Raw genomic sequence first — 19,508 nt, forward strand, 5'->3', positions numbered from 1 at the left:
CGCCAAAGCCGTAGACCGCCGCCGTCCATCACCCCGCATACCATCGGACAGACCCAGGAAACGACGAAGATCCCGCGCGATCAGCATGATCGCCGGGATCTCGTCAACCGACCTTGAGCTGACTCAAGAACAGTCGTGTTGTGGACCTGAGGGGATTTGAACCCCTGACCCCCTCGATGCGAACGAGGTGCGCTACCGGACTGCGCCACAGGCCCTTGCAACGAGTGAAACCTTAGCATCCCGATCGGGGTGCTTGGAAATCCGTTCCTCGCTGGTCAGCGGAGCTGCGTCATTCGTTGGCCGCACGAGGGCGGTCCTCGACGGCGTACTGGTCGAAAAGGGGGGTGCGCCGGCCGGCCCGGTCGCGGCGCGCGGAGGGGTGGGTGGTGTGGGGGTCGGCCGTGCTGGAGCGGGCGGAGCTCCAGGTGTCCGGCGCACCGATGTCGACCGTGCCGGGGGCGCGGGGGGCGACCGGGGCGGTGACGTAGGTGGGGAGGGGGACGGGAACGGGGTCCCAGCTGTCACCGCGGCCGGGGCCACGTTCGCGCTGCTGGTCGACCCATTCGGCGTGGTCGGTCTGTTCGACAAGGGCGCGGCGGCCCGCTTCCTGAGGGGTGACGACGGAGGCCGGTTCGGGGCGGGGCTGCTCCGGTTCCGCAGCGGTCTCCGGGGCCGGGTCCGGCGCCACGGGCGGGGCGGGCCGGCGGCGCTGGCGTTCACGGAGGCGCTGAGCGGCGACCTCGGCGCGGCGCTGGTCCATGACATAGACGAAGCGGCGGCGCTCCTGGGCGCGCAGGTAGGCGATGTAGGCGCTCAGCAGGACGGCGGGGACTCCGGGGGCCCAGAGGAAGCCGAGGCCTCCCACGGCCGCGACGACGGCACCCGCCGTGAAGGCCAGGAAGAGGATCACGGTGGTGCGCCGGCGGCGCGCGAGTACCTGCGAGCGCCGGGCACGCCGGGCACGCTCGGCGGACGCCGCCTTCGACGGACGGGCCGGCTGGGGCGCGGGGCGCTCGGCGCGGGTCGGAGGCAGGGCGAAGGCCCGGACGTCGACGGAATCCATCAGTGGTTCCGTCAGCGCGTCCGGGTCCACGTCGGGCATGTCCTCCCCGGCGGCGCGGTCCCGCAGTTCCTTGGCGTACCGGCGCTCCATGCCCGCCCGTCCGGACAGTAGCCGGATGGCCGTGCTGAAGCGTTCCGTCGGACGGGCTTCATTGAGCTCGTCCTGCCTGCGGAGCCACATCGGCACCAAGTAGGCGGCCCATGCTCCGACGATGACTGCGTAGATGAGGCCGCTGCTGCTCACTCTCACACCGTAGAGGGATGGGCACGCGGGAATCCGCCAATTGAGCCGGTGTGTCGCACGATCTGGCTGATATCACTGACTTTTTTTGCGATTATGAAAGGGTAATTCGAAAATTTGTTTTATTTTCGAGCGGTCCCGGGTCTCGCCTGGTGCCAGCGGCTGATCAGCCCCTCCGGCACCTCCTCCGCGGTGAGCGCGAAGACCAGATGGTCGCGCCAGGCTCCGTCGATGTGGAGATAGCGCGGGCGCAGCCCTTCCTCGCGGAATCCGAGCTTCTCCACGACGCGCCGGCTGGGCGCGTTCTCCGGGCGAATGCATACCTCGATGCGGTGCAGTCCGACCGTACGGAAGCAGTGGTCCACGACGAGGGCCACCGCGGTCGGCATGACACCGCGGCCCGCCACGTCCCGGTCGACCCAGTAGCCGATGTGGCCCGAACACATCGAGCCCCAGGTGATCCCGGCGACCGTCAGCTGCCCGACAAGGCGGCCCTGGTACTCGATGACGAACGGCAGCATCCGGCCCGCGTTGGCCTCGGCCCGCAGATGGCGCACCATCTGCCGGTACGTGGGGCGCTGGGCGACCGGCCCGCCGGGGGCGGGCGGCGGGACGGTGGCCTCCCAGGGGCGGAGCCATTCGCGATTGCGCCGGTTGACCTCACGCCAGGCCCGCTGGTCGCGCAGTTTTATGGGGCGGAGGGAAACATCGCCGTCCGCCAGTTCGACCGGCCAGGACACGTTCAGCTCGGGCTCCCAGTGGATCTGGGATGGTCGCCGCCTCGGATCTGGTCGACGGCATGGAGCAGGACCCGCTCCAGGACGGCCAGTCCGTCGCGCACTCCGCCCGTGGAGCCGGGCAGGTTGACGATCAGCGTCCGGCCGGCGACGCCGGCGAGACCGCGGGAGAGCGCCGCCGTGGGGACCTTGGCCAGGCCGTACGCCCTGATCGACTCGGGGATGCCCGGAATCTCGTAGTCGAGGACGTTCCGGGTGACCTCGGGGGTGCGGTCGGTGGGCGAGATGCCGGTGCCGCCGGTGGTGAGGATGACGTCGTACGCGGCCGCGACGCCCTCGCGCAGGGCCTGCTCGACGGGGTCGCCGTCGGGGACGACCCGCGGTCCGTCGACCTCGAAGCCGAGCGAGGCCAGGGTGCCGGCGATCAGGGGGCCGCCCTTGTCCTCGTAGACCCCGGCCGCGGCACGGTTCGACGCGGTGACGACGAGCGCACGGTAGGCCGGCCCCTCGCCGCGGTCCTGGGGGTGTGCGTGCCCCGGCTGTACGCCGGCGACGGCCTCGAGGGCTCCGGGTGCCCCCGTCCCCGCTTCGGCCGGCCCGAGGGGGCGCCCGACATGGCCGGCGCGGACCCGCGCCGGCGCGGTCATGACCTGCTCCAGTCCCCGGACTTGCCGCCGGTCTTCTCCTCGACACGTACGTCCGTGATGACCGCGCCCTTGTCGACCGCCTTGACCATGTCGATCACCGTCAGCGCGGCGACCGAGACGGCGGTCAGGGCCTCCATCTCGACGCCTGTGCGGTCCGTGGTCTTCACCGTGGCCAGGATCTCGACGGCGTCGTCGGCGACGGTCAGGTCCACCTTGACGCCGGAGACGGCCAGCGGGTGACAGAGGGGAATCAGGTCGGGCGTGCGCTTCGCGCCCATGATGCCCGCGATACGGGCCGTGGCGAGGGCGTCGCCCTTGGGGACGCCCTCGCCACGCAGCAGCTCGATGACGCGGGGGGAGACCAGCACACGTCCACTGGCGCGCGCGGTGCGCGTGGTCACGTCCTTCTCGGAGACGTCGACCATACGGGCCGCGCCCGCCTCGTCGATGTGGGTCAGCTGGTCTTGCAGAGGTCCGGGGGTGTCCCCCCGGGAAAACGCAGTCATTGCCGTGGGCTCCCGCTCCATGCTGTGTGGGCACACGGTACCCCCACCGGGAGGCGGTCAGCCGAGCAGGACCACGTCCACGTCCGTAGCGGGTTCGGCGGAAGTGACGTCCTCCGGGACGACGATCAGCGCGTCGGCGTGCGCGAGGGCGGCGACGAGGTGCGATCCGGCGCCGCCGACGGGGGTGACGGTGCCCGCCTCCGCGTCGTACGTACCGCGCAGGTACTGGCGCCTGCCGGCCGGGGACGGCAGGGGCTTGTCGGCCTGCAGGGCCGCGCGGGCGGTCGGCCGGTGCAGATCGGACAGGCCCATCAGGGCGCGGATCGCGGGGCGTACGAACAACTCGAAGGAGACGTACGACGAGACCGGATTGCCCGGGAGGGCGAGCAGCGGGGTGTGGTCGGGGCCGATGGAGCCGAAGCCCTGCGGTTTGCCCGGCTGCATGGCGAGCTTGCGGAACTCGATGCCGCTGCCCGGCTCGTCCGCGTCGCCGACAAAGGAGAGCGCCTCCTTGACGACGTCGTACGCGCCGACGCTGACGCCGCCCGTGGTGACCAGCAGGTCGGCGCGGATCAGCTGGTCCTCGATGGTGGCGCGCAGTTCGGCGGCGTCGTCGGTGACGGCACCGACGCGGTAGGCGATGGCGCCGGCGTCACGGGCGGCGGCGGCCAGCGCGAAGCTGTTGGAGTCGTAGATCTGGCCCTTGCCCAGCGGCTCGCCGGGCTGGACGAGTTCGCTGCCGGTGGACAGGACGACCACGCGGGGGCGGGGGCGCACCCGGACCGTGCCCCGTCCGATGGCGGCGAGCAGCCCGATCTGCGGCGGGCCCAGGACCGTACCGGCCTCGAGGGCGAGGTCGCCGGCCTGGACGTCGCTGCCGCGCGAACGGACATGGGCGCGGGCCTCGACCGGGCGGTGCACCCGGACCTCGCCGGTGGCGCCCTCGGGGGCGGCGCCGGCCGGACGCATGGTGGTGGCGGCACCGCCGCCGGTGCCGCCGTCCGTCCATTCCACGGGGACGACGGCGTCGGCGCCGGGCGGCAGCGGGGCGCCGGTCATGATGCGGGCGGCCTGGCCGGGGCCGACGGTGGGCAGCTCGCCGCTGCCCGCCGCGACATCACCGATGACGGTGAGGACGGCCGGGAACTCCTCCGTGGCGCCCTCGGTATCGGTCGTACGGACCGCGTAGCCGTCCATGGAGCTGTTGTCGAAGGGCGGCAGGGCGACCGGCACCGTGACGTCCTCGACGAGGACGCAGCCCTGCGCGTCCGGGAGCTGGAGCTCGATGGGCTCCAGCGGGCGGATCGCCGCGAGGATGTCCTCGAGGTGCTCGTCCACCGACCACAGGTGGTGCTGGCCGGAGGCCGGTTCTGCCGTGCTGCTCAACTTGCTACATCTCCTCGGTGACGTAACGGCGGAGCCAGGTCCGGAAGTCCGGGCCCAGGTCTTCACGTTCGCACGCGAGTCTGACAATGGCACGCAGATAGTCGCCGCGGTCGCCGGTGTCGTAGCGACGTCCCTTGAAGATCACGCCGTGCACCGGACCGCCGACCTTCTCGTCCGTCGCCAGTTCCTGCAGCGCGTCCGTCAGCTGGATCTCCCCGCCCCGGCCGGGCTCGGTCCGCCGCAGTATCCCGAACACCGCGGGGTCCAGGACGTAGCGTCCGATGATGGCCAGATTACTCGGCGCCTCCGCCCGCTCCGGCTTCTCGACGAGGTCGGTGATCCGTACGACGTCACCGTCGGCCAGCGGCTCCACCGCCGCGCAGCCGTAGAGGTGGATCTGCGACGGATCGACCTCCATCAGCGCGATCACGCTGCCGCCCTCGCGCTCCTGGATCTCCACCATGCGGGTGAGCAGCGGATCACGCGGGTCGATCAGGTCGTCACCGAGGAGCACCGCGAAGGGCTGGTCCCCGACGTGCGGGGCCGCGCACAGCACGGCATGGCCGAGGCCCCGCGGGTCGCCCTGGCGGACGTAGTGCATGGTCGCCATGTCGCTGGACTGCTGGACCTTGGCGAGCCGTTCGGCGTCGCCCTTGCGGGACAGCGCCTCCTCCAGCTCGTAGTTCCGGTCGAAGTGGTCCTCCAGCGGACGCTTGTTGCGACCGGTGATCATCAGAACGTCGGACAGTCCGGCGGCCACGGCTTCCTCGACGACGTACTGGATCGCGGGTTTGTCGACGACAGGCAGCATTTCCTTCGGCGTGGCCTTCGTCGCCGGAAGGAAACGGGTGCCCAGCCCTGCGGCCGGGACGACAGCCTTGCTGATCCTGGGATGTGCCTGAGTCATGCTCAGCACGATATCGGCTGCTCGGGGCGGAAGATTATGCTCCGGACAATTGGTTCTCATTTCACTTCGTACGAGAAATTTGCGGGGCAGCCGTGATGGACGAGAAGGCGGGCAAGGCCGTACTGCGGAGGGAATTCCTCGACGCCAGGCGGCTGTTGACGGACGCAGAGGCGGAGGAGGCCGCCGGCGCCCTCGCCGTCCGCGCGCTCGAACTGCCGGAGCTGGCGCGGGCGGGCACCGTGGCCGCGTATGTCTCCGTGGGGCGCGAGCCGGGTACACGCGCGCTGCTCGACGCGCTGCGCGCGCGGGGTGTACGTGTCCTGCTGCCGGTACTCATAGCCGACAACGATCTCGACTGGGGCGTGTACGAGGGCGCCGGGCACCTCGCCCGTGCCGGGCGGGGACTGCTGGAGCCGGACGGCGCCCGGCTCGGCGTACGCGCCGTGCTGGAGGCCGACGCCGTGCTGCTGCCGGGGCTCGCCGTGGACGAGCGCGGGCTGCGGCTGGGGCGGGGCGGCGGCTCCTACGACCGGGTGCTGGCCCGGATCGAGGAGGCCCGGGTCTCCCCCGCGCTGGTCGTGCTGCTCTACGACAACGAGGTGGTCGCGCGGGTCCCGGAGGAGCCGCACGACCACCCCGTGCACGCGGTGGTCACCCCGACGGGGGTCAGGCGCTTCACCGCCTGACCCGGCCCGCCGGGGCCCGGTCGTCCTTACGGCTTGAGCGTCAGGGTGTCCTTGGCGCCGGCGGCGACCGCCTGGTCGGAGAAGGCCCAGTCGAGCAGCTCACCCTTGGCCCACTTGTCCGTCTGATCGGTGTAGTGCGCGCTGTAGGCGTGGCCGGAGGCGCCGGAAAGGTTGATCCAGCGGGACTTGTCCCAGTCGCCGACGTTGACGACCATCCGCATCGACGGCACCCAGGTGACGTCGTAGCCGCCGGCCGCGTTCCAGCCGGTGGCGTTGACGGTGGCCTCGCCGCCGCCCAGGTTCCACGGCCCGCGGTTGAGCAGCCACTGCAGGGCGCCCGGGCCCTTCGTGCCGAGGGTCTGGTTCTTCAGCGTGAGCTGGTGCAGCCGGCCCCAGCTCCAGCTGGAGACGTCCTTGCCGAGCTTGGCCGTCAGCTCCCAGCGGGCGTCCTTCATGGCCCGCTTGAGCAGCTCGTCACGGGTGGTGGTGGCCTTGTCCGTACGGGTCTTCGGGGTGTGCCACCACTCGCTGTTCTCGTCCTCCAGCAGCTTGCGCACCACCTCGAACCAGCGGTCACCGCCGTCCGGCTGGGCCGAGTCGGCGGAGCGCTCGCCGCACTCGCGCACCACCCCGTTGAGATCGTCCACCGGTCCCGAGTCGTCGGCCGGGCGGACGTAGAGGCACTGGTCCTCGGCGCGCAGCTCCTTGGGCAGCTTGTTGCCGAAGGCGAGCTTCAGGACATTGCGCCAGACAGCGTTGAAGTAGGCGGCGGCAGCGGAGTCCGGCTCCTGGGTGTAGTTCCAGCCCTCCAGCAGCTTCTGCGCCTCGCGGACGTACTGGTCGTCCGAGACATCGATCTTCAGCAGGTAGGGCGTCAGCAGCTTGGCGATCTCGCTGCTGTTGTCCGTCTGCATCTTCTGCATGTCCTCGGTGGAGATCTTCCCACCGTCCTTGATCTTCGACTCGATGAGGGCGTTTATCCGCTGGCTGCGGGCGCCGTAGCCCCAGTCCTTGGTGAGCAGGTGGGGGTACTTCTCCTCGTCGACGACGGCTTGGTTGGCGGTGACGATGTAGCCGCGATCCGGGTCGTACTCGTAGGGCAGCTCGTCGAAGTCGATTCGGCCCTTCCAGTCGTACTTCTCGTCCCAGCCGGGCACCGGCAGGGTGCCGTCCTGGCCCTCGGCGCGCAGCGGGATGTTGCCCGGGGCCTGATACCCGATGTGGCCTTCGGTGTCGGCGTAGATGAGGTTCTGGGAGGGGACCTCGAAGTGCTCGGCGGCCGCGCGGAAGCCCTTGAAGTCCTTCGCCCGGTCGAGCTCGAACACCGCGTCCATGGACTTGCCGGGCTCCAGGGCGGTCCACTTCAGGGCGATGGCGTAGCCGGCACCGCGGTCGGGGGTGTCATCGCCGACCGGGACCGGGGCCTTCTCGCCGACCTTCTCCAGCTCGTCGTTGCGGTCGGAGATCAGCGGGCCGTTGTTGGTCTCACGGACGGTGATCTTCTTGCTCTCGCCGCCCGCGACCTTGATGACCTCTTCGCGGCTGGTGAACGGCTTCTCCTCGGTGCCGCGGAGGTAGCCGGTGTCGGTGACCTTCTCCAGGTAGAGGTCGGTCACATCGGCGCCGAGGTTGGTGAAGCCCCAGGCGATGTTCTTGTTGTGGCCGATGACGACGCCGGGCATACCGGAGAAGGTGTAACCGGCCACGTCGTACTGGCAGCGGTCCGAGGCGGAACGGCAGTGCAGGCCCATCTGGTACCAGAGGGAGGGCAACTGCGGCGCCAGGTGAGGGTCGTTGGCGAGCAGCGGCTCGCCGGTGGTCGTGTACTTGCCGGAGACCACCCAGGAGTTGGAGCCGATGCCGCTGCCGTTCGGGCCGAGCAGCGCGGGAATCCCGTCGAGGGTGTCGGACAGGCCGGAGAGCTGCGACTGGAGCCCCTGCTCGGCTCCGCCGGTGCCCGTGTCGTCGGAGCCGGCGGACTGGCCGCCTTCCTTCGAGGGTTCCCTCTCCGGGTCGTACTTGCCCTCCCCCTCGTCCACAGCGCCCTGCTGGACGACGGTCTTGTTCCGCTCGTACGGGTAGGGCGGGTACAGCTCCTCGATCTGCTTCTTGCTGAGCCTGCTCGTCATCAGGGAGCGGTCGATCTCGTCCTGCATGTTGCCGCGCAGGTCCCAGGCCATCGCCTTGAGCCAGGCCACCGAGTCGACGGGCGTCCACTTCTCGGGCGTGTAGTCGGTGGTGAGGCCGAGGGCGGCGTACTCGACGGAGATGTCCTTGCCGTCGCGGCCCTGCAGATAGGCGTTGACGCCCTTGGCGTACGCCTGGAGGTACTTCTTGGTCTGGGGCGACAGCTTCTCGTCGTACTCCTTCTGCGCGACCCTGCGCCACCCGAGAGTGCGGAGGAAGGCGTCGGTCTTCACCTGGCCCTCGCCGAACATCTCGGACAGCCGTCCGGAGGTCAGATGGCGCCGTACGTCCATCTCCCAGAAGCGGTCCTGGGCATGGACATAGCCCTGGGCCATGAACAGGTCCTCGTCGCTGTCGGCGTAGACCTGGGGGATGCCGTGGGCGTCGCGCCTGACGTCGACCGGGCCGGAGAGGCCTTCCAGCGTGATCGACCCGGTGGTCTGCGGGAAGGAGGCACGCACCGTACTGGTGCCCCAGTACGCGCCGTAGCCGACACCCGCGACGAGCGCCAGCACCAGGAGGATCACGAGCAGGCGGGCGCGTCGCCCCTTCTTCTTGCCGGAAGGGCCGGAAGAGGCGGTTGTGTTGGCGGGCATCGCTGTCCTTCGAGGGGCAGGTGGTCCTGGGGTACTGCGAACAACCTTAGGCGCAGCGCCGCATTGCTCCGGACGCGGTATCCACAACGGCGGTCATACGAGCGAGCGATCAGATCATGGAGGGCGTCAAGAAAACGTTAAAGATTAGGTAAGATAACGAAGTATCCACAGCCCCCTCGCCTCCGGAGGAACGATCCGGCAGGCGATCAGGACGAAAGGATCCGGCCGCTGACTGTCCATCAGCTCAACGAGCTTCTCCTCATCTGCTCGCTCGTCCTGCTCATCGCCGTCGCGGCAGTGCGCATCTCGTCCCGCAGCGGGCTTCCCAGCCTGCTCCTCTACCTGGGAATCGGGATCGCCGCAGGCGAGGACGGGATCGGAAATGTCCACTTCGACAACGCCGTTCTGACCCAGGTGTTCGGCTATGCCGCACTTGTGGTGATCCTGGCCGAAGGCGGCCTGGGCACGAAGTGGAAACAGATCAGACCCGCGCTTCCCGCGGCGATCTCACTGTCACTGGTCGGGGTGGCGGTGAGCGTGGGAGTCACGGCGACGGCCGCGCACTATCTGGTCGGGCTGGACTGGCAGCAGGCGCTCATCATCGGCGCGGTCGTCTCCTCGACGGACGCCGCGGCGGTCTTCTCCGTACTACGCAGGGTGCCCCTGCCGGCCCGGGTGACCGGTGTGCTGGAGGCGGAGTCCGGATTCAACGACGCCCCCGTGGTGATCCTGGTCGTCGCCTTCTCCACCGCGGGCCCCATCGACTCGTGGTACGTCCTGGTCGGCAAGATAGCGCTGGAGCTGACGATCGGCGCGGCCATCGGCCTCACGGTGGGCTGGCTCGGCGCGTCCGCGCTGCGGCGGGTGGCACTGCCCGCCTCCGGCCTCTACCCGATCGCGGTCATGGCGATCGCGGTGATGGCGTACGCCGTCGGCGCCATGGCGCACGGCAGCGGTTTCCTCGCGGTGTACCTCGCCGCGATGGTGCTCGGGAACGCCAAGCTGCCGCACTGGCCGGCCACCCGCGGATTCGCCGACGGTCTCGGCTGGATAGCCCAGATCGGCATGTTCGTCCTGCTCGGTCTGCTGGTCACCCCGCACGAGCTGATCGACGACTTCTGGCCCGCGGTGATCGTGGGGCTCGTGCTGACCATGGTGGCGCGGCCCCTGGAGGTCGTGATCAGCCTGCTGCCGTTCCGGATCCCGTGGCGCGAGCAGGCCCTGATGTCCTGGGCCGGACTGCGCGGAGCCGTGCCCATCATCCTGGCCACCATCCCGATGGTCATGGAGGTCGAGGGCAGCGACCGGATCTTCAACATCGTCTTCGTGCTGGTCGTCGTCTACACACTGGTCCAGGGGCCGACACTGCCCTGGCTGGCCAGGAAGCTGCGGCTCGGCGAGGGCGCGGAGGCCGCCGATCTGGGCATCGAGTCGGCACCGCTGGAGCGGCTGCGCGGACATCTGCTGTCGGTGGCGATCCCCGAGAAGTCGAGGATGCACGGCGTGGAGGTGCACGAGCTGCGGCTGCCCGCCGGTGCGGCGGTCACCCTGGTCGTACGGGAGGGGAAGAGCTTCGTACCGCTTCCGTCGACCGTGCTGCGGCGAGGTGACGAGCTGCTGGTGGTGGCGACCGATCCGGTGCGGGACGCCGCCGAGAAGCGACTGCGGGCCGTCGGACAGGGCGGAAAGCTGGCCGGCTGGCTGGGAACCGGACGCGAGATCGGCTGATGCCAGGTGAGGCACCCGCGGTGGGTTTGATTTCCCAGGCACGGTCGCGGGCCCCTGTACCATAAAGGCACATTTGATCGAACCAACTCTGCCTGATGCAGAGCTGGCGCGACCGTATGGCGGCCGCGGCATCCTCCACACACGGAATGGAAAGCCCGGTATCTACCGCAGTTCCGCGCGTAAGGACAGCTCTCGGCGGCTCCCGTCCACAGAGGGGAAGCGCTACCAGGCGGCAGAAAGGCAAGGGCCGTGGCATCCACGGTCACCACCAGTCGCCCGGGGTACCGGCAACTGTTGCGCACACCTGGCGCGTGGTCGTTCGTGCTTCCCGGGTTCGCCGCCCGTCAGCCGTTCGCGATGCTGACCATCTCCATCGTCCTGCTGGTCCAGCACACGACCGGTTCCTACGGCAGCGCGGGCGCCGTGGCCGCCGTCACCGGTGTCTCCATGGCCCTGTTCGCACCGCAGAGCGGCAAGCTCGCCGACCGTTTCGGCCAGCGTGCCGTGCTGATTCCGGGCGTACTGGTGCACGCCACTGCCGTCTCCGCGCTGGCCGCGCTCGCCCTCGCGGGCGCGCCGCTGTGGGCGCTGTCCCTGGCCGCCGTCCCGACCGGCGCCTCGGTGCCGCAGGTCGGCCCCATGGTGCGGGCACGCTGGGCGGCGAAGCTGGAGGGCTCGCCGCTGATGCCGACCGCGGCGGCCTTCGAGTCCGTGACGGACGAGTTCACCTTCGTCGTCGGTCCGGTGCTGGCCACCGCGCTGTGCACCGGCGTGCACCCGGCGGCCGGACTGGCGGCCGAGGCCGTGCTGACGCTGGCGGGCGGCATGCTCTTCGCCTCGCAGCGGCGCACCCAGCCGAAGCCGAGCCGGTACGCCGCGGCGGCCGACGGGCCGCACACCTCCGCGCTGTCCGTTCCGGGCGTACGCGTGCTGAGCGTGGCCTTCCTCGGCATCGGCGCCGTCTTCGGCGGAATGCAGGTCTCGCTGACGGCGTTCACCCAGGAGATCGGTCAGCCCGGCATGAACGGGCTGCTGTACGGGCTCTTCGCGGCCGGCAACATGCTGGCCGGCATCGCGGTGGGTGCCATCGCCTGGAAGTCCGGGCCACGGCAGCGGCTGATCGCCGGATTCGCGGCGCTGACGCTGGCGTCCTCCGGACTGTGGGCGGCGCACTCCGTGACCCTGCTCGGCGCGCTCGGGCTGGTCGTGGGTCTGTGCATCGCGCCCACGCTGATCACCGGCTACACCCTGGTCGAGACGCTGGTGCCGGCCTCGGCCCGTACCGAGGCGTTCACCTGGCTGACCGGCGCCGTGGCGCTGGGCCAGGCGGCCGCCGTCACGGTGGCCGGACGGCTGGCGGACGCCCACGGGTCGAGCGCCGGATTCCTGGTCCCGCTGGCCGGAACAGCGCTGGCCCTGGCCACCCTGGTGGCGCTGCGGTCGCGGCTGACGCCGCCGTCCGCCGGCCTCACCGTGGCACGTGGTGTCGGTCACCGTGTGCCTGTGCCGGTGGACTGATCCATCGGAATACGTCACTATGGACAATCGTTAGCACTCATCGAGTGAGAGTGCCAGGAGGATCAAGTGCCGACCTATCAGTACCAGTGCACCGAGTGCGGCGAAGGCCTCGAGGCCGTCCAGAAGTTCAGCGACGACGCTCTCACGGAGTGCCCCAGCTGCCACGGACGCCTGAAGAAGGTGTTCTCGGCGGTCGGCATCGTCTTCAAGGGCTCCGGCTTCTACCGGAACGACAGCCGCGGCGCCTCGTCGAGCAGCACTCCGGCGTCGTCCTCCGCCAAGCCGGCCGCGTCGAGCTCCAGCAGCACCAGCAGCGGCTCGGCCGCCTGACCCGTTCCTCCCGAGGACCCCGCCGTCACGGACGGCGGGGTCCTCGGCGTACCCGCTGGGGCCTTACCGACCGATCCGGCCGCGAGCCCGGCACGATCGGCCGGACAGGGTCTACAGGGCCTAAGGTGGCCGCCATGGCGAATGCAGAGATCGGCGTAATCGGCGGATCGGGCTTCTACTCCTTCCTGGAGAACGTGTCCGAGACGCGGGTGGACACGCCTTACGGCAGCCCTAGCGACTCCCTCTTCATAGGCGAGATCGCGGGCCGACAGGTCGCCTTTCTCCCCCGGCACGGCCGCGACCACGGCATCCCCCCGCATCGCATCAACTACCGCGCCAACCTCTGGGCGCTGCGCTCGCTGGGCGTCAGGCAGGTGCTCGGGCCCTGCGCCGTGGGCGGGCTGCGACCCGAGTACGGGCCGGGGACGCTGCTCGTACCGGACCAGTTCGTGGACCGTACGAAGGCGCGTACGCAGACGTTCTACGACGGAGAGCCCCGGCTCGACGGCGAGGTGCCGAACGTCGTGCATGTCTCGGTCGCCGATCCCTACTGCCCGAAGGGCCGCGCGGCGGCGCTGGCAGCGGCGCGCGGGCGGGGCTGGGAGCCGGTCGACGGGGGAACGCTGGTCGTGGTCGAGGGCCCGCGCTTCTCCACCCGGGCGGAGTCCCGGTGGCACGCCGCGATGGGCTGGTCGGTAGTCGGCATGACCGGGCACCCGGAGGCCGTGCTCGCGCGTGAGCTGGGGCTCTGCTACACCTCGATGACGCTGGTGACGGACCTGGACGCGGGGGCCGAGACGGGCGAGGGCGTCTCCCACGAGGAAGTACTGAAGGTGTTCTCCGCCAATGTGGAACGGCTGAGGACCGTGCTGTTCGACGCGGTGGCGGGGCTGCCGGCGACGGATGCGCGGGACTGCCTGTGCGCGCACGCGCTGGACGGGCTCGACACGGGGATCGCGCTGCCGTAGGGGCGCGCGGGTGTGAGGGACTTGTCCACAACCGGGGAGTAGTCCACAGGCGCAGGCGGATTTCCGGCCGGGCGGGGATGGTGGGGAGCGACCAGGCGACAGCCGAAGCACCCCATGACGGCGGTGATGACCATGTCCGCGTTCCTGCACCCGTCCGCACGCGTGTCTCCGTACGTACCCGAGTCCCCATACGCGTCCGAGTCCCCATCCGCGTCCGAGTCTCGGTACGCGTCCGAGTCTCGGTACGCGTCCGAGTCTCGGTACGCATCGTCGGCCGGGCCCCTGAAATCGTCCGGTTTCCTGCCCGGGCCCCGGAGCGAGCCTCGGCCGGCGCCTGCTCGGCTGCCCGGCTCCGCGCCCCGCTCCGGGGCGGCCGGGGCTGTCGGCCCGTTCGGGGTACCGCCTGCGGCCGTTCCGGAGCCGTGCGCGGTGCCGGTGTTCGCTCCCGTGCGGGTGCGTGGTGGGGGGAAGCAGCGGCTGCGGCGGGCCGTGCTCCGGTGGCGGCGCGCTGCCGCGGCGGGGCTTGCCATGGTGTCCACGGCGCTCGCCGTCGCCGGGGTGCAGGCGGAGCCGGCGACGCCGGCCGCGGTGTCGCGGGGCACACCGGCGGAAGGGTGCGGTGAGCGGCAGCGGGCCACGGGAACCGTCTCCGCGCCGGTACGGATCGCGGACGCCGAGACGGTGCGGCTGCTGCACCCGGGAGACCACGTCGATGTGATCGCGGCCGCCGACGCGTCGACCCGCGTCGTGGCGGCGGGTGCCCGCGTGGCCGAGGTTCACGCACCGCGCGAGCCGGCCGCGGACGGCGGCGCGCTGGTCGTGCTGTCCGTCCCCCGCGCCACCGCCGCGAAGCTGGTCGGAGCGGGTGCGACGGAACGACTGGCGGTGACGCTGTGCTGATTCGCACCGACCGGCGCGGCTCGGAGCAGGAGCCGCGGCCCGCGTCCGGAGTCAGAGGTGGTGCGGCGGCTTCTCGTCGAGGAAGCGCGCCAGATCGGCGGCGCTGTCGCCGCCAGGAGGCCGCTCACCCCACCCGCGGTCCGTGTCGTCCGCGGACTGCTGGTCCAGCGGATCGTCGAAAACCAGCGCCGGCTTGGGGGCCGACTGCGACGCCGGCTTCGGCTGCGGCTTCGATCCACGCGGTCCGGGGGCAGGGGCGGTACTCATGAATCCAGGGTACGGGGAGCCTCGACAGCGGGTTCCGTCGGACGGGCCCGTGACGCCCGCTCCCGTGATACGCATGGCCCATGGTCAGAAATGACGCACTGACGGACGTGGCCGGGCTGCGGGTCGGCCATGCGGCACTGGTCCGGGACGGAGCACTGAGCGGCACCACGGTCGTCCTCGCTCCCGAGGGCGGAGTCATCGCCGCGGTGGATGTGCGCGGCGGCGGGCCCGGCACCCGGGAGACCGATGCCCTGGACCCCCGCAACCTGGTGCAGCGCATCGATGCCGTCACCCTCACGGGCGGCAGTGCGTACGGACTCGACGCGGCCTCCGGGGTGATGGCCTGGCTGGAGGAGCAGCGACGGGGCGTCAGGGTCGGGCCCGGCCCCGAGCATGTGGTGCCCGTGGTGCCGGCGGCCTGCGTCTTCGATCTGGGCCGTGGCGGCGACTGGCGGGCCCGGCCGGACGCGGCCCTGGGCCGGGCGGCCGTGGCGGCGGCGGCCGCGAGCGAGCAGGGCATGCCGGTCACCCAGGGCAATGTGGGCGCCGGCACGGGCGCGGTCGCGGGCGGGATGAAGGGCGGAACCGGCACGGCGAGTGTCCTCCTGGGCTCGGGGGTCACGGTCGGCGCCCTGGTGGTGGTCAACTCGCTGGGCTCGCCGGTCGATCCGCACACGGGGGTGCTGTACGGGCGGTATCTGGAGGGCCGCGTCGACTTCCCGGCGGCGGAGGTCCACGAGGCGGCCCGGCGGCGGCTGGCCGAGGCGCGCCGCAAGTCGCCGCACCCGCCGCTCAACACCACGCTCGCCGTCGTCGCCACCGACGCCCCGCTGAGCCGTGCGCAGGCCCAGAAGCTCGCGGGTACCGCCCATGACGGGCTGGCCCGCGCGATCCGGCCGGTCCATCTGATGCATGACGGCGACACGGTGTTCGCCCTGGCCACGGGCACGGCAGCTGTGCCGGAGGAGAGTTTCGACAAGGCGCTGAACGAGGTCCTGTCGGCGGGCGCGGACGCCGTGGCGCGAGCAATCGTCAGGGCGATGCTGGCGGGGGAGACCATCGAGGGGCCCGGCGGGCATTTCCCGTCGTACCGGGATCTGTATGGACTGTGACGGCGTTCACATTCAAGACCGCAACCGCATCGCCCACATGGGTGCTCTATGCGCGTAGGAGTACAACTCACATAGGGAGCAGCCCGTGGCATCGCCGGACAATGCAGCAACGCCCCAGCACCGCATCTCGCGCGGCACGCGCATTCCGCGGCGCGCGGTGGCCGCGGCGGCCGGTCTGCTCGTGGGCGCGCTCGCCCTCACCGCTTGCGGCGGAGGCACGGAGAAGAACGACGGGAAGGGCGGCGGCGCCGCGGCCGACACCAATGCCTCCGGCGCGAAGATCGCCGTCTCCGCGAAGGACGGCTCCACCGACGCGAGCATCAACGACACCACCGTCAAGGTCACCGGTGGCAAGCTCACCAAGGTCGTCATGACCGTCGCGGCCACCGGCGCAGCCGTGCCCGGCACCTTGGCCGCCGACGGGCTCTCCTGGAAGCCGGACGAGCGGCTGGAGCGCGGCACCCAGTACCGGATCGCCGCGGACGCCGCGGACGGCAAGGGCCGGCCGGCGACGGAGAACGTCTCCTTCACCACGGTCTCGCCCGCGAACAGCTTCATCGGCACATACACGCCGGACCACGGCACCACGGTCGGCGTCGGCATGCCGGTGTCCTTCAAGTTCGACAAGGCGATCAGCGACAAGAAGGCCGTCCAGTCCCACATCACCGTCTCCTCCAGCAGCGGCCAGCAGGTCGTCGGCCACTGGTTCGGCGATCAGCGGCTGGACTTCCGGCCGCAGGAGTACTGGAAGTCCGGTTCCCAGGTCACGATGAAGATCGACCTGGACGGGGTCGAGGGCGCCAACGGCGTGTTCGGCGTGCAGTCCAAGACCGTCACCTTCACCATCGGCCGCTCCCAGGTCTCCACCGTCGATGTGAAGACCCAGACGATGACCGTCGTCCGGGACGGCAGCACCGTCAAGACGATCCCGGTGTCCACCGGCAGCGCCGAGAACCCCACCTACAACGGCCAGATGGTGATCTCGGAGAAGTTCACACAGACCCACATGGACGGTTCGACGGTCGGCTTCGGCGGCGAGTACGACATCCCCGACGTGCCGCACGCGATGCGTCTGTCCACCTCCGGCACGTTCTTGCACGGCAACTACTGGGGCAGTCCCTCGGTGTTCGGCAGCGTCGGCACCAGCCATGGCTGTGTCGGCCTGCGCGATGTACGCGGTGGCAAGGGCGACACACCCGCCAAGTGGTTCTACGACAACTCCCTGACCGGCGACCTGGTGATCGTCAAGGGCTCCCCCGACAAGACCATCGCCCCTGACAACGGCCTCAACGGCTGGAACATGGACTGGTCCGAGTGGCAGGCGGGCAGCGCGGCATGAGCCCTCGGAAAGTCCAGGAAAAGTTCTCTCATCCCGACTGCGGAAACGGCCGACAGCCGCTACGTTGAGCACCCCCTGGGTGACGACGAGCGACTGTCGGGAGATGCCTTGGAGCCCCACGAACGCACGAGCAGGACGGCGGAACAGCAGCTCACCGCCCTGCTCGGCCGTGCGCTGAACTCGTTCGAGCTCGCCGACGAGTTCGTCGACCGACTGAGCACGGCGATCGCGCACAGCGTCTCGCTGTACTCGTCGCGCCACAGCTCGGCCGGTCCGCGCCGGCTGAGCCGTGAGACGTACCGGCACAGCTATCTGCTCGCCGACGGCGGCACGGCCACGCTGTGGGAACTGGTGCACAACACCGCCCGCGGCGGCGGTACTCAGCACGAGCTGTACGCCGGCGAGGCGGACGCCCGCCTCGCCGCGTCCCGCCTCGGATTCTGCGACGAGGGCGACCCGGAGACCGACCTGGAGTTGCTCGACGCGCTGTTCGCCGCCCAGCCGGTCGTCGTGGAGCGCACGTACGTACGGGACAACTCCGCCGACCACGCCCGGCGGCTGCTGCGACGCGCGGAGAACCCCGACCGGCCCGGCGAGAGCACCGCGCAGCTGCTTCGGCACGCCCTCGCGCACCGGATCACCCGTGCGTTCGGCTCCGGGTTCACGCATGTCACGCTGTACGAGCACGCGTTCCTGCTGAGCGACGGCAGCGAGAGCAGCCTCTGGGAGATCGAGCACACCGCGACCCCCGACGGCCGTCACATGTGCGAGGTCTATACGACGGAACGTACCGCGCGCGAAGCGATGAAGCTCCGCGCGCGGTACGCCGAATACCGGCCCTGATCAGGCCCCGAGCGGCGCCGGCTCCTTGACCGCGGCGTCGGCCGGCTCCTTGTCCGCCCCGCCCTCGAGGTGCTGCCGGGGCTTCTTCGGCAGCGCGGTCATCACGAAGAAGATCGCGACCAGCACCCCCGCCACCCACCACAGCGAGTGCTGGAACGCCTCCGTGAACGCCGTTCCCACCTCGGCGGGCCGCAGCCTGTCCTGGTCGATCACACCGAAGAAGACCACCGAGACCAGTCCAAGCCCCAGTGCGTTGCCCATCTGCTGGGTGGTGTTGATCAGCCCGGAGGCCGAACCGGCGTGCTCCTTCGGCACCTCCGACAGCACCGCGTCCGTCAGCGGCGCCACGATCAGTCCCATGCCCGCGCCCATCACGACCAGCGGCAGGGCCATCTGCCAGGAGACGATGGACGAGCCGTAGTGCCCGGCCTCCCAGATGTAGACCAGCACACCCGTGGCCATCGTCAGCGCGCCCGCCTGGAGCACCTTCCGGCCGAAGCGTGGCACCAGTTTCTGCACGGACATGCCGGCCGCCGCCGACACCGCCAGCGAGAAGGGGATGCCCGTCGCACCCGCGTGCAGCGCGCTCCAGCCCAGGCCGATCTGCATGTAGAGCGTCCAGACCAGGAAGAAGATCCCGCACACGACGCCAAAGGTGAGCTGCACCGCGATGCCCGCCGCAAAGCTCTTCACCCGGAACAGCGACAGCTCGATCAGCGGCGAACCGTCCTTGCGGGTCTTGTACTTCTCGTACGCCGCCAGGACCGCGAAGACCAGCAGGCCGGCGGCCATCGTCGCGAACTCCCACAGCTGCCAGTCGTGCTCCATGTGGTCGCGCGTCAGCGGATACAGCAGCATCAGCAGCCCCAGCGCCACCAGCACCACACCCACCAGGTCCAGGCGCAGCGCCTTCGGAGCCCTGGACTCGGTGATGAACCGGCTGCCCAGCAGCAGAGCGGCGACACCGACCGGCAGGTTGATCAGGAAGATCGGACGCCATTCCAGACCGAAGAGGTTCCACTCGGTGAGCAGCGCTCCCAGCATCGGCCCCGACACCGCGCCGAGCCCGACGATCGCGCCGAACATGCCGAAGACCTTGCCGCGTTCGTGCGCCGGGAAGGTGGCGTGCACGATCGCGAGAACCTGCGGCACCATCAGCGAGGCCGTGGCGCCCTGGAGGATGCGGGAGGCGATCAGCATCTCGGGGTTCGCGGCGAGGCCGCAGAGCGCGGAGGCGAGCGTGAAGCCGCCGATGCCGAGGAGGAAGATCTTCTTGCGGCCGTGGATGTCGCCGAGCCTGCCGCCCGTGATCAGGCCGGCCGCGAAGGCCAGCGCATAGCCGGCGGTGATCCACTGGATCGCGCTGAACGAGGCTCCGGTGTCCTGCTTGATGCTCGGTATGGCGACGTTGACGATGGTCACGTCGACGAGGTCCATGAAGGCCGCGGTCATCACGATCGCGAGGGCGAACCACCGACGCCGGTCGGTCTGGGGCACTGCTGAAGTCATGCCCCGAAAACTAGACGGGATATAGGACAGATTACGTCC

General features: G+C 70.4%; 18 protein-coding genes and 1 tRNA gene. 9 read left to right on the plus strand and 10 right to left on the minus strand.

Annotated features, from left to right (window positions below):
* Positions 1-141: 141 nt before the first annotated feature.
* The 7 genes from ABD858_RS13745 to galU form a co-directional block, all read right to left on the minus strand.
* A tRNA-Ala gene (locus tag ABD858_RS13745) sits at positions 142-215 on the minus strand.
* A 74-nt stretch (positions 216-289) separates the two neighbouring features.
* Entirely contained in the window at positions 290-1,306 is a 1,017-nt protein-coding gene (gene sepX / locus ABD858_RS13750; RefSeq protein WP_345037112.1) for a divisome protein SepX/GlpR, read from the minus strand.
* A 119-nt stretch (positions 1,307-1,425) separates the two neighbouring features.
* Entirely contained in the window at positions 1,426-2,049 is a 624-nt protein-coding gene (locus ABD858_RS13755; protein WP_345044505.1) for a GNAT family N-acetyltransferase, read from the minus strand.
* On the minus strand, positions 2,046-2,687 hold the full coding sequence (locus tag ABD858_RS13760; protein ID WP_345037114.1) for a MogA/MoaB family molybdenum cofactor biosynthesis protein: 642 nt from the start codon (positions 2,685-2,687) through the stop codon (positions 2,046-2,048). Before ABD858_RS13760 ends, ABD858_RS13755 begins: the two co-directional genes overlap by 4 nt.
* Complete coding sequence (moaC, locus tag ABD858_RS13765) at positions 2,684-3,193, minus strand: cyclic pyranopterin monophosphate synthase MoaC (RefSeq protein ID WP_345037117.1); 510 nt, start codon at positions 3,191-3,193, stop codon at positions 2,684-2,686. The genes ABD858_RS13760 and moaC overlap by 4 nt, the downstream gene beginning before the upstream one ends.
* A 57-nt stretch (positions 3,194-3,250) precedes the next feature.
* Positions 3,251-4,579: a molybdotransferase-like divisome protein Glp gene (gene glp / locus ABD858_RS13770; RefSeq protein ID WP_345037119.1), complete on the minus strand. Its 1,329-nt coding sequence runs from the start codon at positions 4,577-4,579 to the stop codon at positions 3,251-3,253.
* A 4-nt stretch (positions 4,580-4,583) separates the two neighbouring features.
* A complete protein-coding gene (gene galU, locus ABD858_RS13775) occupies positions 4,584-5,486 on the minus strand; it encodes a UTP--glucose-1-phosphate uridylyltransferase GalU (protein WP_345037122.1) in 903 nt (300 codons plus the stop codon).
* 95 nt (positions 5,487-5,581) lie between these two features.
* Between galU and ABD858_RS13780 the strand changes: the two genes are divergently transcribed.
* Positions 5,582-6,172, plus strand: a complete 591-nt coding sequence (locus tag ABD858_RS13780) for a 5-formyltetrahydrofolate cyclo-ligase (protein ID WP_345044508.1) — start codon at positions 5,582-5,584, stop codon at positions 6,170-6,172.
* A 26-nt stretch (positions 6,173-6,198) separates the two neighbouring features.
* On the opposite strand, the gene ABD858_RS13785 is transcribed toward ABD858_RS13780, so the two are convergent.
* Positions 6,199-8,955 (minus strand): penicillin acylase family protein, encoded by a 2,757-nt coding sequence (locus ABD858_RS13785; RefSeq protein ID WP_345037124.1) that lies wholly within the window; start codon positions 8,953-8,955, stop codon positions 6,199-6,201.
* 219 nt (positions 8,956-9,174) lie between these two features.
* Between ABD858_RS13785 and ABD858_RS13790 the strand changes: the two genes are divergently transcribed.
* The 5 genes from ABD858_RS13790 to ABD858_RS13810 all read left to right on the plus strand — a co-directional run bounded on the left by ABD858_RS13790 (position 9,175) and on the right by ABD858_RS13810 (position 14,399).
* Positions 9,175-10,683 carry a potassium/proton antiporter gene (locus tag ABD858_RS13790; RefSeq protein WP_345044511.1) on the plus strand — a complete coding sequence of 503 codons (1,509 nt, stop codon included), beginning with the start codon at positions 9,175-9,177 and terminating at the stop codon, positions 10,681-10,683.
* A gap of 249 nt (positions 10,684-10,932) precedes the next feature.
* A complete protein-coding gene (locus tag ABD858_RS13795; protein ID WP_345037126.1) occupies positions 10,933-12,201 on the plus strand; it encodes an MFS transporter in 1,269 nt (422 codons plus the stop codon).
* A gap of 66 nt (positions 12,202-12,267) precedes the next feature.
* Complete coding sequence (locus tag ABD858_RS13800; protein WP_345037129.1) at positions 12,268-12,531, plus strand: FmdB family zinc ribbon protein; 264 nt, start codon at positions 12,268-12,270, stop codon at positions 12,529-12,531.
* Positions 12,532-12,665: 134 nt separating this feature from the next.
* Positions 12,666-13,499 (plus strand): S-methyl-5'-thioadenosine phosphorylase, encoded by an 834-nt coding sequence (locus ABD858_RS13805; RefSeq protein ID WP_345037131.1) that lies wholly within the window; start codon positions 12,666-12,668, stop codon positions 13,497-13,499.
* 429 nt (positions 13,500-13,928) lie between these two features.
* Entirely contained in the window at positions 13,929-14,399 is a 471-nt protein-coding gene (locus tag ABD858_RS13810) for a hypothetical protein (protein ID WP_345037133.1), read from the plus strand.
* 51 nt (positions 14,400-14,450) lie between these two features.
* On the opposite strand, the gene ABD858_RS13815 is transcribed toward ABD858_RS13810, so the two are convergent.
* Entirely contained in the window at positions 14,451-14,666 is a 216-nt protein-coding gene (locus tag ABD858_RS13815) for a hypothetical protein (RefSeq protein WP_345037135.1), read from the minus strand.
* Positions 14,667-14,746: 80 nt separating this feature from the next.
* On the opposite strand from ABD858_RS13815, the gene ABD858_RS13820 reads away from it, so the two are divergent.
* The 3 genes from ABD858_RS13820 to ABD858_RS13830 all read left to right on the plus strand — a co-directional run bounded on the left by ABD858_RS13820 (position 14,747) and on the right by ABD858_RS13830 (position 17,960).
* A complete protein-coding gene (locus ABD858_RS13820) occupies positions 14,747-15,778 on the plus strand; it encodes a P1 family peptidase (protein ID WP_345037137.1) in 1,032 nt (343 codons plus the stop codon).
* 124 nt (positions 15,779-15,902) lie between these two features.
* On the plus strand, positions 15,903-17,117 hold the full coding sequence (locus ABD858_RS13825) for a L,D-transpeptidase (protein ID WP_345044513.1): 1,215 nt from the start codon (positions 15,903-15,905) through the stop codon (positions 17,115-17,117).
* A 108-nt stretch (positions 17,118-17,225) separates the two neighbouring features.
* Positions 17,226-17,960, plus strand: coding sequence for a DUF6227 family protein (locus ABD858_RS13830; RefSeq protein WP_345037140.1), 735 nt, complete (start codon positions 17,226-17,228; stop codon positions 17,958-17,960).
* Here ABD858_RS13830 and ABD858_RS13835 read toward each other — a convergent pair whose 3' ends face one another.
* Positions 17,961-19,469 carry an MFS transporter gene (locus ABD858_RS13835; protein WP_345037142.1) on the minus strand — a complete coding sequence of 503 codons (1,509 nt, stop codon included), beginning with the start codon at positions 19,467-19,469 and terminating at the stop codon, positions 17,961-17,963. It lies immediately after the preceding gene.
* Positions 19,470-19,508 lie beyond the last annotated feature (39 nt).

The organism is Streptomyces sannanensis, from assembly GCF_039536205.1.
Lineage (GTDB): Bacteria > Actinomycetota > Actinomycetes > Streptomycetales > Streptomycetaceae > Streptomyces > Streptomyces sannanensis.

Bases quoted from the DNA above. Each gene is read 5' to 3' on its own strand.
- ABD858_RS13760 (WP_345037114.1), bottom strand. From the start codon at position 2,687: ATGACCGCGCCGGCGCGGGTCCGCGCCGGCCATGTCGGGCGCCCCCTC.
- moaC (WP_345037117.1), bottom strand. From the start codon at position 3,193: ATGACTGCGTTTTCCCGGGGGGACACCCCCGGACCTCTGCAAGACCAG.
- galU (WP_345037122.1), bottom strand. From the start codon at position 5,486: ATGACTCAGGCACATCCCAGGATCAGCAAGGCTGTCGTCCCGGCCGCA.
- ABD858_RS13780 (WP_345044508.1), top strand. From the start codon at position 5,582: ATGGACGAGAAGGCGGGCAAGGCCGTACTGCGGAGGGAATTCCTCGAC.
- ABD858_RS13785 (WP_345037124.1), bottom strand. From the start codon at position 8,955: ATGCCCGCCAACACAACCGCCTCTTCCGGCCCTTCCGGCAAGAAGAAG.
- ABD858_RS13805 (WP_345037131.1), top strand. From the start codon at position 12,666: ATGGCGAATGCAGAGATCGGCGTAATCGGCGGATCGGGCTTCTACTCC.
- ABD858_RS13815 (WP_345037135.1), bottom strand. From the start codon at position 14,666: ATGAGTACCGCCCCTGCCCCCGGACCGCGTGGATCGAAGCCGCAGCCG.
- ABD858_RS13820 (WP_345037137.1), top strand. From the start codon at position 14,747: ATGGTCAGAAATGACGCACTGACGGACGTGGCCGGGCTGCGGGTCGGC.
- ABD858_RS13835 (WP_345037142.1), bottom strand. From the start codon at position 19,469: ATGACTTCAGCAGTGCCCCAGACCGACCGGCGTCGGTGGTTCGCCCTC.